The 14,382-nt window shown below is 45.8% G+C and carries 14 protein-coding genes and 1 tRNA gene; 10 read left to right on the forward strand and 5 right to left on the reverse strand.

Features of this window, described 5'->3' with window-relative positions; all coding sequences use genetic code 11:
- Positions 1-210 precede the first annotated feature (210 nt).
- The 5 genes from CWM52_RS03720 to CWM52_RS03740 form a co-directional block, all read right to left on the reverse strand.
- Positions 211-741, reverse strand: coding sequence for a hypothetical protein (locus tag CWM52_RS03720; protein WP_100682855.1), 531 nt, complete (start codon positions 739-741; stop codon positions 211-213).
- A 124-nt stretch (positions 742-865) separates the two neighbouring features.
- Positions 866-2,590: a hypothetical protein gene (locus CWM52_RS03725; protein ID WP_100682856.1), complete on the reverse strand. Its 1,725-nt coding sequence runs from the start codon at positions 2,588-2,590 to the stop codon at positions 866-868.
- Entirely contained in the window at positions 2,574-4,319 is a 1,746-nt protein-coding gene (locus CWM52_RS03730; protein ID WP_100682857.1) for a phage head-tail adapter protein, read from the reverse strand. The genes CWM52_RS03725 and CWM52_RS03730 overlap by 17 nt, the downstream gene beginning before the upstream one ends.
- A gap of 97 nt (positions 4,320-4,416) precedes the next feature.
- On the reverse strand, positions 4,417-5,601 hold the full coding sequence (locus CWM52_RS03735; RefSeq protein ID WP_100682858.1) for a tyrosine-type recombinase/integrase: 1,185 nt from the start codon (positions 5,599-5,601) through the stop codon (positions 4,417-4,419).
- A 160-nt stretch (positions 5,602-5,761) separates the two neighbouring features.
- Positions 5,762-5,856 (reverse strand) — tRNA-Sec (locus tag CWM52_RS03740).
- A 192-nt stretch (positions 5,857-6,048) separates the two neighbouring features.
- On the opposite strand from CWM52_RS03740, the gene CWM52_RS26245 reads away from it, so the two are divergent.
- The 10 genes from CWM52_RS26245 to CWM52_RS03785 all read left to right on the forward strand — a co-directional run bounded on the left by CWM52_RS26245 (position 6,049) and on the right by CWM52_RS03785 (position 14,316).
- Entirely contained in the window at positions 6,049-6,210 is a 162-nt protein-coding gene (locus CWM52_RS26245) for a hypothetical protein (protein WP_165785336.1), read from the forward strand.
- Between the two features lie 338 nt (positions 6,211-6,548).
- Positions 6,549-8,120 carry a BglG family transcription antiterminator gene (locus CWM52_RS03745; protein WP_100682859.1) on the forward strand — a complete coding sequence of 524 codons (1,572 nt, stop codon included), beginning with the start codon at positions 6,549-6,551 and terminating at the stop codon, positions 8,118-8,120.
- A 10-nt stretch (positions 8,121-8,130) separates the two neighbouring features.
- Positions 8,131-8,601: a PTS sugar transporter subunit IIA gene (locus CWM52_RS03750; RefSeq protein WP_100682860.1), complete on the forward strand. Its 471-nt coding sequence runs from the start codon at positions 8,131-8,133 to the stop codon at positions 8,599-8,601.
- 21 nt (positions 8,602-8,622) lie between these two features.
- Positions 8,623-8,937 (forward strand): PTS fructose transporter subunit IIB, encoded by a 315-nt coding sequence (locus tag CWM52_RS03755; RefSeq protein WP_100682861.1) that lies wholly within the window; start codon positions 8,623-8,625, stop codon positions 8,935-8,937.
- Positions 8,938-8,960: 23 nt separating this feature from the next.
- A complete protein-coding gene (locus CWM52_RS03760) occupies positions 8,961-10,052 on the forward strand; it encodes a PTS fructose transporter subunit IIC (RefSeq protein ID WP_100682862.1) in 1,092 nt (363 codons plus the stop codon).
- Between the two features lie 11 nt (positions 10,053-10,063).
- Positions 10,064-10,915, forward strand: a complete 852-nt coding sequence (locus CWM52_RS03765) for a class II fructose-bisphosphate aldolase (RefSeq protein WP_100682863.1) — start codon at positions 10,064-10,066, stop codon at positions 10,913-10,915.
- 80 nt (positions 10,916-10,995) lie between these two features.
- On the forward strand, positions 10,996-11,856 hold the full coding sequence (locus CWM52_RS03770; protein ID WP_100682864.1) for a ketose-bisphosphate aldolase: 861 nt from the start codon (positions 10,996-10,998) through the stop codon (positions 11,854-11,856).
- Positions 11,857-11,904: 48 nt separating this feature from the next.
- Positions 11,905-12,822: an ROK family protein gene (locus CWM52_RS03775; RefSeq protein WP_100682865.1), complete on the forward strand. Its 918-nt coding sequence runs from the start codon at positions 11,905-11,907 to the stop codon at positions 12,820-12,822.
- Positions 12,819-13,499 (forward strand): D-lyxose/D-mannose family sugar isomerase, encoded by a 681-nt coding sequence (locus tag CWM52_RS03780; protein ID WP_100682866.1) that lies wholly within the window; start codon positions 12,819-12,821, stop codon positions 13,497-13,499. The genes CWM52_RS03775 and CWM52_RS03780 overlap by 4 nt, the downstream gene beginning before the upstream one ends.
- Positions 13,500-13,584: 85 nt before the next feature.
- Positions 13,585-14,316, forward strand: coding sequence for a MurR/RpiR family transcriptional regulator (locus tag CWM52_RS03785; RefSeq protein ID WP_100682867.1), 732 nt, complete (start codon positions 13,585-13,587; stop codon positions 14,314-14,316).
- Positions 14,317-14,382 lie beyond the last annotated feature (66 nt).

A 14,382-nucleotide genomic window follows, 5' to 3' on the forward strand; every position in this document is an offset into this window, starting at 1 on the left:
TTGTTGGAGTGAACATATCAAAAACAGGCAATTACACAATTTAAATTACAGTCTCGTCGATATTCATAAAGTACCGATCATTAAGTATCTAAAAGAAATTTGCGATCATTAAATCATCAGTTATCACCTTTCTTGTTGAAATATAGCCTGTAAATTTTGCTTTTCAGGCTATAGTACACCTATTCAACTTATCACTCACTATTAACTCATTCATTCTATTTCAGTGATGATTTTTCCATTTTGAGTGCGCATAACATGCATTGATGACGGATAATTTTTCCCTACACTTCTAAAAATATCTACAATGTCAAACAAAGTTATAAAATATAGACCTGTTGCCCGTTTATAGTCAGAGCAGAAGAATACACCAATGAAATTTTTTCCGTTAGGAATAAATGGTACGAAGTGATAACTGTGAATAAATTGATTGCATAATGATGCTATACTTATTTTTGTTGTGTTTGCTTTATTGAAAGAATAATCTGTTAATTTATAAGGATCAATAATAGAGTCATGATTTCCACTATATGGAAATTCTTTAAGTTCATATGTCTTTGATTTTATAGAGTCAGATACTTTTTGGGATTCTATCAATTTGCGGATGGAATAAAAACCAATAAATATTTCTTTTTCTATTGTATAAAAATTCTTTTCCCCCCATCTGGTCTGAATCAATCTTAGCTCTAATCGATTGGCTAGTTTTAAAAGATCATTCTTCCAATAACTTGACTCGTGGATCATAAACTCTCCTTATCATTCAGTTCGGAACAGATCTATCAATATAAGTTTAATTTTATATAGTTTGAGTGTTAAAAGCCGCCAACGTATGACAATTGTGCGGCTTACTAAAGTGAAAATGAGTCTGTTACAATTTATTGGAATCCAGAGAATCTTCAATAATAGCGGTAAAAAAATGAAGTGGAACAGGGTATCGATAATGTCTGGAGGCGACGAGTAATAGTGGGGCATACCCATGCTTTATTGCAGATAAGTTATCAATTGAACTGTTTTTACATTCCACTAGGATGTCTGGGATGGAAAAATACTGTGTTTCCGTAATCTCTGAAAAGGCGGAGCCATGTATTTCTTTATTATTATAATAATAGCTTTCTGAGGTGTGATTTGGAAACCAATATTGTAACGTGCAATGTTTAAGGTTTTCAGTACAAAACTCAACTAAGTCTGCTTTGAGTTCTGAATTTTCTAATGTTTCGGCAAGAATCATCAATGTGGGATATAGGATACTTCCCTGCGTATATTTCTCACGTAGTAACTCATGGTTATCATCATTTTTATATTCTAAAATTTCTTCATAATTTCTAAGTGTAGTTGTGTGCATATAAATTGATGGTATATGGGTTTTGTATGCAAACATTATTCTGTCAGCCAGGTTTTTTATCCAATCTTGCAGGAACACATCATTATTTGAATTCTGTAATAAAATGTGCGCTGCCAGACTTATATCTATAGCTTGATCATCTTTGTAGGGTGATAACAATAAAGGATTGTTAGAAACAAGTTCTTGAATTGTTTTTGAAATCCTTTCAATTTGATTTCTAATCTCAAGTTGCTCTTGATTTTCACCTTCAGAAGGAGGAAATTCAATATGAGATTTCTGTAATCTATAGAGTAACCATTCAGCATGCATAGCAACTCTACCAAGAATGTCGAATAGTTTTATGTTTAGATCGATAGAACATCGGGTATTAATGGCTCTGGATATGGCATGCAGATTTTTGCAAAATGGTAGTATGCATTTTTGTACATACTCTTCTGATATTTTTTGATATGTTGAGATTAATTCATCGAAAGAATTTTTTTGCTTTAAAGTAAAATTTTTATTGATCGCATCCCAAACATAAAGTATTGCAGACTCGGCAGATATATATGCGGACTCAATATTATTTTCATCTCTGCACCATGAATATAAAATCCATAAACAAATATTGATCGTATTAATAAACCTTACTTGTGATTTATCATCTTCTCCGATAGTTTTAGATATTTCTAAAACTAACTTCCTAAAATTCTGATGAGATGAAGTAGGTTCATCAAGCAATGCTATTGATTTTCTAAGTAACGATTGCCAATTTTTGGGTAATAAGTCCTCATTCAAGAGATATTCTATAATCAGGTCTGATAATTTGTCGCCATTCCATTCTTCAAAAAAAATATTATCAGTAGTATATTTATTGGTAAATCCAGTTACTTCTTTCCTAACATTTGTTTGGATATCACCACCAAAGCACAAACAGATTACGACAGGTTTGTTTTTATGTTCAGGGGGAAGACGGTGTGGAATGTACGAATCTAAAATACTTTCTAATGAGGGGCGCAAAGTTTGATCAGTTGCACCACTATGCCAAGTAGATCGTGTTAAATTACCTGATTTCACAGAGAATAAATAAACGCATTCTTTATCCTGATTAATTTTACCAACGGCAGCAATATCAACTCCATATTCATTAGTGCCGCGAATTGGCCTTGCAAAGACATTAAGCCCCATTTGGCTCAATAGACTTGGTAGTATAACGTCAAGTTCACTGCGTTCTTTTAGTGAAGAAAGATATTGTTTAATTATTAATTTCATCTTCGATCCTTTCAATTCTGAATCTAAGCAAACGATAATTAAAGTTAAATGGATCGATTATATCCATATTTGGCATTTCAGATGAATAAGAGAACGTGTGCATAGGGGCTTCTGCCCTATGCGGTTTTTCATCTGGTGAGCTATACATATAGTAAATTGAGCTATTTCCATAAAGAATGTGTATGGTGTTAAACATATCTTCAAATATTGATTTAGGACCATTTTCTTTTGCCTTCTGCATTACTCTATCTGACATTTTCCAGTATAGATGTCTATTAATATCCGTGGTTTTAAATTCTTTTATAGAGTAAACTTGATCAAAGCCACTGACATAGTTCTTCATTCTAATTTCTAGATTGTGGATCAAGGTTATCAAAGAATTATCACCCTCTTTTTCTTTCCTGATTTCTAAATATTCTCCTAAATCACTTGGATAATTAATAAATAAGGGGTCGAATAAAAGATCCTCAAGTTTATTTTTTAATTGATTTGATGAGGTTAAGTAAATAGATGATATAAGTGTAAACACATCAATTGGTCTGGTAATTAACCAGCCAGTAATTTTTCTTGCAAGGAAAAGTTTGATATTTTCAGATAGATCGGCACATGATTCTTTATCTACATGTGATTCTAGTATTTCATCATGAATACTATTAAATAAATCTAATACGCTTCGACATAAATGATTGTTTCCTGATAACAACCATTTAGTTATCAACTTACAAAAAATATTATTGTTTTCTTTGATAAGATAATGTACAAAGGAGTCAAATTTTGTAATTTTGATATTGTCATTTTTCTCTAAAATATCTTCCAATAAGGTTATTGCTAAATCGTGCTCATTATTTTTAATTAAATCGATGAATACCAAGTCGATGCTATCTAATGCTCCAGATTTTAGTGATGATTTTTTGACAGCATCAAGCAATAAGTGAAAGATATCTTTAGGGATTTTTTGAAATTCCCAATGACATTGTTGTGCTGCAATAGTTATGATGTCATCATCATTTTTATCTAAAATATGTGAAATGCTATTCTTTATATCAGGCCAAGATTGGCTATGGTTTTTACCAAAATTAATCAATGCTCTGAATAAGTTTGTATTGGCAATGTTGTTACCTCCGTTCTCACTTGAGGAGTTAAGTAACGATTTGGCCAAAATAATATCACATTCATTTGTTAACTGTAGTCTGCCTATTGTCCAATACGCTTGAGATCTAATAGAGTGGTCACTACTGCTTATCAATTGTTCTGTCTGAGAAAGACACCATGTTGGATCATGGCTATTTGCTGAGGAGATGACCGATGAGATGTACGATATTAAATTCTCAGGGTTTTTTTTAATATAAAAGAGTCCCTGTTGAGCATGGAGCAAATCATGTCTACAAAAGTTGTAAATGCCATCGTGAATATCAATGGGAGATTTCTTTCCCTTACTTAATTTTTCTGTTGTTATTAATATATCTTCAATTGAGCATGACATCATTGGTAATGCTAATGAATAAACATTGAATAAAATAAAAAGATCCCGTTCATTGCTTTCAATATCTAGATGTTTATACAATTCATTTAAATCGAATAATTTTTCATTATGTATCTCAGCTAGTATGGTTGGTAGATTTTTAGGGTTTGATCTAATTTCATCTAAGTATATCTGGGTAATTTTTTTCCAGAGTGATTTAGACTTATATGCTTGGATTAGTTCTTCTCTATAGTTATTTTTCTCCATATGGTCATCCTATTTTTTAATGGTTTTCAATAATGGAATGTACATTTTTTCATGGCCTGTTGATCTTATAATAAATGCTGTTTTTGAATATAAAATATTAGTTAACTTTATCTTTTTGACTGCCTAGGAAATCCGCATACCATTGCATCATCTCCCGGCGTTTCTCCAGATACTGCGCATGATTATACGTTCCGCGAATCGCATTCTTATCAATATGTGCGAGCTGTGTTTCAATCCATGCGCTATCAAAGTCATGTTCATGCAAGATTGTAGACATGGTATGCCGGAAACCATGCCCTGTAGCGCGTCCCTTATAACCCAGTAGCTCGATAACCTGATTTACGCTTTCCTTGCTGATTGGCTTCTTACGGCTATTGCGGCCAATAAAGATGTACGGGAAATTTTTGGTGATCGGTTCCAGTTGTTTGAGGAGTTCAATCACCTGATGTGAGAGAGGTACAAGGTGAGGACGACGCATTTTCATTCGCTCTGGTGGGATCTCCCAGAGGGCATTCTCAAAATCAATTTCATCCCATGTTGCGAAACGCATCTCTTGGGTTCTGACACCTGTAAGCATGACCAGTTTTGTTGCGTTTCTGGTAATAAGGCTCCCGGTGTACCCTTCCAAATCGCGGATAAAATAAGGCATCTCGTTCGCGGGTAGCCAGGCATAGTTTTGTTTTTTCGGTGTAGCCAGTGCCATCGCAAGATCTGGGGCTGGATTGTATTTGGCACGACCTGTGATGATGGCATAACGAAAAACTTCACCACAGCGCTGGCGTACTTTCCGCGTTTTCTCCAGTGCACCACGTTGCTCAATGCGTTTGAGAACCTGTAGCAATTCTTGCGGCGTAATGTCCCCCATAGGGCGCTGGCCGATAAAAGGAAACACGTCTTGTTCGAAGGTTTTGATGATTTCATCACGGTAGCCCAGCGTCCAGCGATCGGCTTTACTACGATGCCACTCCCTACTGACTACCTCAAAAGTCATGGCTTTAGCCTGCTCTCGCAGCGCTTTTTGTGTACGACGTTCGGCCATTGGATCTACACCAGATATGACAAGTTTGCGCGATTTGTCGCGCATTTCTCTGGCTTCGGAGAGGGAGACTAGTGGATAAGAGCCAAAGGACATCAAGCGGGCTTTGTTATCAAAACGATAGCGAAAGCGCCAACCCTTGCTCCCGTTGGGTTCAATCAGCAGCGCCAGGCCCAAACCATCGCTTAGCGAATATGCTTTTTCTTTTGGCTGAGCCCGCTTTATCTCAAGATTTGTGAGTGCCATATGTATAGCCCTGTCTTAGCCACGAAATCCTATACAGATTACTATACATTTTTTGAGCGGATTTCAGAAACCGACTATGGTCACATATGGACGATAATTATTTTAACTTGTTGTTTTTGTAATTATAAATGGACGGATATGGACTGCTATGGAAGGATTTTGGCGGAAGATCACAGGAGTTGAACCTGCCCGGGACCGCTGGCGGCCCCAACTGGATTTGAAGTCCAGCCACCTCACCGGAGATGACGATCTTCCGCGCCTCGATTGCTACATGGAGGCGGGGCGCATTATAGCTACTTTCAGGGATTTACCACATACCTAAACGCACTTTTTTACTGTTAAAACTGGACTTTGCAGAACAGTCTGAAACAATTCCGTTCAAAATCCATGGGTTACACTTTTTTACACCCTTTCAGGCAACCGCAATCGTAGAAAACAAGACAGATAATGTGTGTCACGGAAGCAGGCGGACCGGTACGCCACTGCCTGGTCGCTGAAATGTCGTACTACCCTGAAGCGGTGGATAATCACGCTTGCCAGGTGGATTACGTCAGAAACGAGGATATCGCTGCCAGCAGCGCCTGCCCGACGATGGCCGCGAGGCGGTGAGTCAGGTTCCGGCAGCGGATGACGCTGTGGCCTGCGTTTTGAAGGCGGTGATGATGAGGCTTCAGGAGATAAATCGCAGCACCAGCGGGACATCGCCAGAGTTATTCTTTCTGCGAATTGAGATCGTTATCACGTATATTTATTGCTGAAATGTGATCTGACTTATAAATATTTTTTCTTTCTCCATCCTGTTTTATTTCTGTCCGGATATCCGGACACGATTTAGTATTGTTGTTTACACCGTGCCTCCCTATATTTATCCTCAATGATTTCCGTAGAGATCGTGTCGTATAGCGATGTCTTATTGGCATTAATCTGCTATGCAAAAAGGGTAAATAATGCAAATGGTTACCTCGCGACAGAACAGATTATTAAAATTTCTCCTGCCGAAACGAGAATACGTTACGTTATTAAAAATAGCTGAACAGCTAAATGTTTCAGAAAAAACGGTTCAGCGTGACTTACGTTTTCTCGAACAATGGCTCTCTGACTGGAAAATCAGTATTGATAAACGGGCCGGTACTGGTGTGATGCTGCTGGCCGAAAATGTCACCGACCTGTTGCAACTAGACCAGTTGCTGGGTACCGAAGGTGATGATACCGATGCGATGATGAATAATTCACGGCGCGTGAAAATTGCTTCTCAGCTATTAAGTGAAACGCCACGAGAAACCTCGATCAATAAATTATCTGAACGCTACTTTATCAGCAGTGCCTCGATTGTTAATGATTTAAAAGTAATTGAATCATGGATTACCCCACTCGGGCTGGTATTAATTCGCAGCCAGAGTGGGACCCATATTGAAGGCAGTGAATCGCATGTCCGTCAGGCAATGGCCTCATTAATTAACGGCGTTATTAATCATAATGAGCCCGGGAGTATTATCCATTCTCGTCTCGACAGCGGCAGCTATAAAGCGCTGGTGCACTATTTTGGCGAAGAGGATGTGCTATTTGTTCAGTCACTTCTGGAAGAGATGGAACGTAAACTGAGCTGGTCGTTGGGTGAGCCTTATTACGTCAATATCTTCACCCATATCCTGATTATGATGTACCGGATCACCCGCGGAAATGCGTTACCGCGCCGGGAACAGGGCCACCCGCTGTTTGATGAGTCTGTTTTTAGTATCGCGCAAAACATGCTGCAAAAAATAGAGGCGCGCATTGCCCATCCGTTACCGGAAGATGAAAGCTGGTTTATTTATCAATACATTATCTCATCGGGCGTGGTGGTGGAGGAACGTGATGATGTCAGCATGCTGCGTAATCTCCACTCCAGCGATGAGGCCAGGAAAATAACCTCCCGGCTGATCGCGCTTTTTTCCACGTTGGTTGATATCGACCTTGCGCATGACACCGCGTTATATGAAGGGTTGCTCATTCATATAAAACCACTGCTTAACCGATTGAATTATCATATTTATATCCGTAATCCGCTGCTGGAGGATATCAAAGGCGAACTTACGGATGTGTGGCCGCTAACCCTCCGGGTGGTGAATCAGGTATTTGCTGCCTGGGGTGATAAGGCGGTCTCGGAAGATGAAGTCGGTTATTTAACCGTCCATTTTCAGGCGGCGATGGAGAGGCAGGTTGCCAGAAAGCGGGTGCTGCTGGTGTGTTCTACGGGAATCGGCACCTCGCATCTGTTGAAAAGCCGGGTGCTCAGAGCTTTTCCCGACTGGACCATCGTTGGCGTGTTGCCCGCAGGAAGTCTGCATACGTTTCAGGACCAGGACAATATTGAGCTGGTGATCTCGACGATTCATTTGCCGGAAATTGCGCTACCGGTGGTTTATGTCAGCGCATTTTTTAACGATGCCGATATCAAGCGGGTTACTGAAAAAGTGATTACTGAGAAATTACACCACGCGGCAGCGTCAACTGCCAGCAATGAAATTTTATATCCATGAGGTAAATAATATGGACATCACCCGAATTTTAAATACTAAACGTGTTTTGCTGGATATGCAGGCCCGGAATAAAGCGGAAGCTATCGAAGAGTTAACCGATCTGCTTCAGAAAGATGGTGCGATTAGCTGTCGTGAAACTTTTATTCGGGATGTCTGGCAGCGCGAATCGGAAGGTTCGACGGGGTTTGAGAATCATATTGCCATTCCTCATGGAAAATCATCCGCCGTTGTCAATACCACGCTGGCGATTGGCCGCACCCGTCAGGATATTGCCTGGGAAACGCTGGATGGGAGTCATGTTCGCTGTATTATTTTATTTGCCGTTCGCCTGGAAGACCAAAATACCACCCATATTCGCTTGTTGTCCCAGGTCGCCGGGGCGCTGGCTGATGATGACATCATTGCGCAATTGCTCGAAGAAACCAGTCCGCAGAAGATTATTGATTTATTTAGTCAGTATGCTGAGTCGGATGTTTACTAACTATAAATATTGGAGTCTGAGATGAATATTGTCTGTGTTGCCGCTTGTACCGCAGGTATTGCTCATACTTATATCGCACGTGAGAAGTTAATTAAAGGCGCCAGGGCGCTGGGCCACAATGTTAAAGTTGAAACTCAAGGCACGATTGGTACTGAGAATGAGCTTGCAGCAGAAGATATCGCTGCTGCTGACGTTGTTATTCTCGCTATAGATGTAAAAATCAAAGGTGAAGAACGCTTTAAAAACAAACGGATTGTTCGCGTGAAAACGGAAGTCGTTATTAAGTCACCGATTCAGTTTATCGAAAAGGTTGAGAAATCCTTAGCTAATGCCTGATCCTTATTCTGGAGGGATCTACCATGAGTGAAAATAAAACGCCTGTCTCGCAGGAAATTAAAAAACATTTATTAACCGGTATTTCATGGATGATACCGCTGATTGTTGCCGCCGGGATTTGTATTGCCCTCGGTCAGGTATTGGGCGGTACTGATGTCGCGGAGAAAGTGGGGACCATCCCCTGGATGCTAAACCAAATCGGCGGCTGGGGTATGGGGCTTATTGTCCCGCTGATCTGCGCGGCAATCGCCTACTCGATTGCTGACAGGCCGGGTTTTGCGCCAGGGCTTATTGTTGGGTTCGTCTGCGGACAGATTCATACCGGCTTTATCGGTGGGATGCTTGGCGGTTTCCTGGTGGGCTACACGGTACTGCTTTTGAAGCATTACATACGTTTGCCAAAGTCGATGCAGGGGCTGATGCCAATCATGGTGCTACCGGTATTAAGCACCATTATCAGCGGCCTGTTGATGATGACCTTAATAGGCAAGCCCATCGCCTGGCTGCAGGAGGCATTGATTCACATGCTGGAGTCGATGCAGGGCGGCTCGCGATTTTTGCTGGGGGCTATCCTGGGAGCGATGGCCACCTTCGACTTCGGCGGACCCGTCAATAAAACCATGTCGCTCTTTGCCGACGGCTTGCTGGTCAGCGGGGTTTATGGTCCGGAGGCCGTGAAGTTCGTCGGATCGATGATTCCTCCCTTCGGCATTACGCTGTCTTTCCTGTTAACCCGCCACAAATATACCCGCGCCGAAACCGAAGCGCTGAAGGCCGCTTTCCCGATGGGCATTTGCATGATTACGGAGGGCGTGATCCCTATTGCGGCGCGCGATCTCCTTCGCGTGGTGGGCTCCTGTGTGGTGGCCTCGGCGGTGGCGGGCGGATTGATTATGACCTGGGGTGTGGAAAGCCCGGTTCCACACGGCGGGATGTTTGTCGTACCGCTGTTCACCCATCCGCTGCTGTTTTGCCTGGCGCTGGCGATTGGGACGGTTATCTGCGGCGTGATGCTGTCGCTGTGGAAAAAGCCGGTCACCGAACGCGACGAAGAGTTTGATGAACTGAGCGACCAAAAGGTCGCCGACGATGAAATCACCTTCACCCTTGAGTAAACGGAGGCCCTATGTTTGCTGATATGAAGCAGATGGTAGCGAAAGCCTGGCGTGAACAATATGCCCTGCTGGCGATTAACTGTATGAATCTGGAGAGCGCTCGTGCCGCAGTACGCATGGCGGAAAAATATCGGGCGCCGATTATTCTCAATCTGTACCAGGGGCATCTGTCGCATTTCCCGCCAGCAATGGCGCTGGCGGTGGCCAGAACGTTGGCCGAAGCGGCCAGCGTTCCCGTCACGCTAAGCCTCGATCACGGTAAAGACCCGGTGAAGATCCGCCAGGCCTTCCGCGCCGGATTTAGCGGGTTGATGATTGACGCCTCGGCGTTCCCGCTCGCGGAGAATATTCGCCAGACCCGTGAGGTCACCGTGCTGGCCGCCAGCGTCGGGCTTTGTGTGGAAGGCGAATTGGGTCATCTGGCGGATGCCCCGCGCTATGACCATATGACTAATGCCGATCTGATGACGCAGCCGGCGGATGTTGCCCCTTTTATTGCCCAAACCGGCATTGACCTGCTGGCGGTTTCCGTCGGCACAGCCCATGGGATGTATGCTCCGGGGGTCACGCCAGCGCTGGATTTTGACCGCCTGGCGGAGGTGCAACGAGCCTCTTCGGTGCCATTAGCCCTGCACGGCGGCAGCGGTACGCCATTCGAACAGCTTGCACGCTGCCCGGCGTTTGGCGTTGCGAAAATCAACGTCGGCGCGGCGGTATTTGAAGCCGGGAAGGCCGCGCTACTGCATACCTTGTGTCACGACAGCACCCTCGAGCTGGCCGATGCCATGGCCGTGATGGAGCATGCCAGCGCTGAAGCTATCGTCCCTTACTTACACGCGTCCGGCGCAATAGACCGGGCCTGATTCACTTATCAGTCATGCCTTTCATGCCAGCGCATATCCGCCCTGGCAGGGCTAACTACACCCTGAAACTGGAGAAAACCATGTTAGTTTCCATGCAAGAGTTACTGAAACCGACCCGTGAGCATGGCTTTGCCATTGGCGCGTTTAATGTTGCCGATAGCTGCTTTATTCGCGCTGTTGTGGAAGAAGCGGAAGCCACCAATACGCCAGCCATTATTTCCATTCACCCTAGCGAGCATGATTTTGTCGGTGATTCCTTTTTTAGCTACGTGCGCGACATTACGCGGCGTAGCCGGGTGCCCTTTACTTTGCATCTCGATCATGGTGCCTCTGTCGAGCATGTACTGCGCGCGATTCAGTGTGGCTTTACCTCGGTGATGATCGATGGATCTCTGCTGCCCTATGAGGAGAACGTCGCCTTAACCGAGGAAGTGGTCAGGTTGGCGCATGCGGTCGGTGTCTCCGTCGAAGGGGAATTAGGAACTATTGGCCAGACGGGGACCTCCGTGGAGGGCGGGGTGTCGAAAGTTACCTATACCGACCCGGCGCAGGCGCAGGATTTCGTTGCCCGGACAGGCGTCGACACTCTGGCGGTGGCGATTGGTACCGCGCACGGCATCTATCCAAAAGGGATGCAGCCTGAACTACAGATGAACATTCTGCGTGATATCGCCGGACGTGTATCGATTCCGCTGGTGCTGCACGGCGGCTCCGCCAATCCGGATGCGGAAATTGCCGAGTCGGTGACCCTTGGCGTCGGGAAAATCAATATTTCCAGCGATATGAAATATGCCTACTTCCGGAAGGTGCGTGAAATTTTGGCTAAAGAGAGCTGGTGGGATCCGAACGTGATTTATCCGGAGCCGATCAACGCCGCGCGCGAAGTGATTCGCCACAAAATGAAGCTGTTTGGTTCCACCGGTAAAGCAAACCTGTATTAACGGGGTAAAAGGCGGGGGAACCCGCCTTCTGACGGGCAGGAGGCAACGATGAATTACCTTGGTCTGGATGTCGGCGGGACGAAAATCGCCGCCGTCGTTATGGATGAGCGGGGAGAGGAAGTCGGGCGTTTTCGCTGCGCCACGCGTAAAGAAAGTCGTCAGGCATTTGTGTCGGCAATGGTGGAGTTCATTGCCGCTATCCGCGCGGAGACAGGGGCGCCGATGGCTATTGGCATCGCGCTGCCGGGCAGCGTTTCGCCGCAGCATGGCGCCATTCGTAATGCCAATATCCAGGTGATTAACGGTTATCGTTTACAAGATGCGCTCGAGCAGCAACTCGGACAACCGGTGGTGTTAGCTAACGATGGCAACTGCTTCGCCTTATCAGAGGCATGCGATGGCGCAGGGGCGGGCGTTTCGTTGGTTTTCGGGATGACGTTGGGCACCGGATGCGGCGGCGGTATTGCCTTCGAACGCCAGCCTGTCGTGGGATCTTCGGGAATTGCCGCAGAGTGTGGGCACATCACGCTGCCGGGTTATTCCGGCGCCGAGGATGGGCCTCCGACACGCTGTTACTGCGGCAGGCTCAACTGCGTGGAGTCTTTTATTTCCGCAACGGGGCTGAGCGAGCGCTACCGCCTGCTGACCGGCGACAGCCTGTCGAGTGAGCAGATTATCGCCCGTGCGCAGGCGGGAGAATCCGCTGCCTGCCAGCAGGTCTACCGTTTTCGTCAACAGCTCGCGCGGACGCTGGCGACTATCGTCAATATCCTTGACCCCGGCGTGATTGTACTGGGCGGCGGTTTATCCAATGCGACGTTGCTGGTAGCGGATTTACAACTGGAGGTCGCGCCACACGTCTTCACTGACCATTTTATCACCCCCATTATTTCTGCGCGGCATGGCGACAGTAGCGGCATGCGTGGCGCCGCCTGGCTGGCCGTGCGAAGCGGAGTCCGATCATGAAACGTTCACAGATTAACTATGCGATAGATAAAGCGCTGGCGATGGCCGAAACCTTCCGCATTAGCCTGCCGGAATTTGCCCGCGTTACGGCGCCGTGCTGGCCGCAAAAGCGGAAAGAAGGTTGGCAAGAGATCCACGATTTGCGGCTCGGATGGGATATCACGGATTTCGGCAGCGGCTGTTTTAACGACACCGGCCTGACGCTGCTGACGTTGCGCAACGGCTCGCTATCCGATCCGCGTTATGCTAAACCTTATGCGGAAAAAATGTTGCAGATTCAACAAGATCAGCAAACTCCCTGGCATTTCCACTACCACAAGATGGAAGACATCATCAACCGCGGCGGCGGCAACCTGTGTATGCAGCTGGCCTGGGCGACGGAAGACCAACAGCTGGATAATCAGCGCCGCGTCAGCGTGGCTGTTGATGGTTGCCCACGCACGCTGAAACCCGGCGAGACGCTGGTACTGCATCCTGGGCAGAGCGTCTGCCTGCCTGTGCGCCTTTATCACCGTTTCTGGGCCGAAAAGAGGGGCGTAATGGGTTGGGAAATCTCGATGGTCAATGACGATCGTACGGATAACCGCTTTCTCGATGCGGACGGGCGCTTCCCGTCGATTGAGGAGGATGAACCCGCAAGATGGTTGTTATGCAGTGAATATGAACAAATGCGCTGAGAGCCTGAGCGGCACACAGTGATTCGTCCTACAGACATATTTTCCCTCCGGTGGTAGCGTAATCTGCCGCTGAGAGGTGCCCGCCATGGACTTAGAAAATATCTTTCGTGACGTCAAGCTGAGCAAAACGGAAATGACCGTGCTGCGCTTTATCCAGAATGACCCTGAGCAGTGTGTGCGGGAAGGTATCCGCAGCGTCGCTGAGCGCTGCTATAGCAACCCCTCCTCGCTGGTGCGGCTGGCGAAGAAGCTGAAGTTCAGCGGCTGGCTGGAGCTGGTCTATTTTATTAAATTCAATATCACCATGCCGAAACTCGATGTCACCAACGACATCGACTATATGAGTATTCAGCCGACAGAGCGGCTGACGCCGCTGCTGGAAAGCCTGCGGCATCAGCGGATCCTGATCCACGGCAGCGGCTTTTCGCAGCTGATTGCGCAATATATTTATAATAAGTTCCTGGTGACCGGCGTTAACGCCAGTCTCGCGCTGTGGCCAGATTACGAAATCCTGGAGCAGAAGAACACGGCGAAATTCGACTCCATCTGGATAGTCTCAAAATCCGGGCGCAGCAGCTCGGCCCTGAACTGGGTGAAGGCGCTGGAAGGGAAGGCGATTAATCTGGTCTGCTTTACCGGCGATTATCAAAGCCCGCTGGCGCAGGCGGCGGATACCGCATTTATTATTCATGACCCGCAGAAGTTCGACGATGATATTTACTGGAGTAACCCGTTTTTCGGTTACTGCATACTCGGGTTTGAGCGGCTGTTGAAGATGTGGTTTATACAGACGCAGAACCCCGGAGGCGGCGTGTGACGCGCCTGTCCGGGCGACAAAACCGGCCAATCATGCCTTATCCGGTAGCCCGGATGAGGCGTTAGC

Origin of the sequence: Raoultella sp. T31 (assembly GCF_002806725.1) — a bacterium.
Taxonomy (GTDB): domain Bacteria; phylum Pseudomonadota; class Gammaproteobacteria; order Enterobacterales; family Enterobacteriaceae; genus Klebsiella; species Klebsiella electrica.

Bases quoted from the DNA above. Each gene is read 5' to 3' on its own strand.
- CWM52_RS03720 (WP_100682855.1), bottom strand. From the start codon at position 741: ATGATCCACGAGTCAAGTTATTGGAAGAATGATCTTTTAAAACTAGCC.
- CWM52_RS03725 (WP_100682856.1), bottom strand. From the start codon at position 2,590: ATGAAATTAATAATTAAACAATATCTTTCTTCACTAAAAGAACGCAGT.
- CWM52_RS03730 (WP_100682857.1), bottom strand. From the start codon at position 4,319: ATGGAGAAAAATAACTATAGAGAAGAACTAATCCAAGCATATAAGTCT.
- CWM52_RS03735 (WP_100682858.1), bottom strand. From the start codon at position 5,601: ATGGCACTCACAAATCTTGAGATAAAGCGGGCTCAGCCAAAAGAAAAA.
- CWM52_RS26245 (WP_165785336.1), top strand. From the start codon at position 6,049: ATGTGTGTCACGGAAGCAGGCGGACCGGTACGCCACTGCCTGGTCGCT.
- CWM52_RS03745 (WP_100682859.1), top strand. From the start codon at position 6,549: ATGCAAATGGTTACCTCGCGACAGAACAGATTATTAAAATTTCTCCTG.
- CWM52_RS03750 (WP_100682860.1), top strand. From the start codon at position 8,131: ATGGACATCACCCGAATTTTAAATACTAAACGTGTTTTGCTGGATATG.
- CWM52_RS03755 (WP_100682861.1), top strand. From the start codon at position 8,623: ATGAATATTGTCTGTGTTGCCGCTTGTACCGCAGGTATTGCTCATACT.
- CWM52_RS03760 (WP_100682862.1), top strand. From the start codon at position 8,961: ATGAGTGAAAATAAAACGCCTGTCTCGCAGGAAATTAAAAAACATTTA.
- CWM52_RS03765 (WP_100682863.1), top strand. From the start codon at position 10,064: ATGTTTGCTGATATGAAGCAGATGGTAGCGAAAGCCTGGCGTGAACAA.
- CWM52_RS03770 (WP_100682864.1), top strand. From the start codon at position 10,996: ATGTTAGTTTCCATGCAAGAGTTACTGAAACCGACCCGTGAGCATGGC.
- CWM52_RS03775 (WP_100682865.1), top strand. From the start codon at position 11,905: ATGAATTACCTTGGTCTGGATGTCGGCGGGACGAAAATCGCCGCCGTC.
- CWM52_RS03780 (WP_100682866.1), top strand. From the start codon at position 12,819: ATGAAACGTTCACAGATTAACTATGCGATAGATAAAGCGCTGGCGATG.
- CWM52_RS03785 (WP_100682867.1), top strand. From the start codon at position 13,585: ATGGACTTAGAAAATATCTTTCGTGACGTCAAGCTGAGCAAAACGGAA.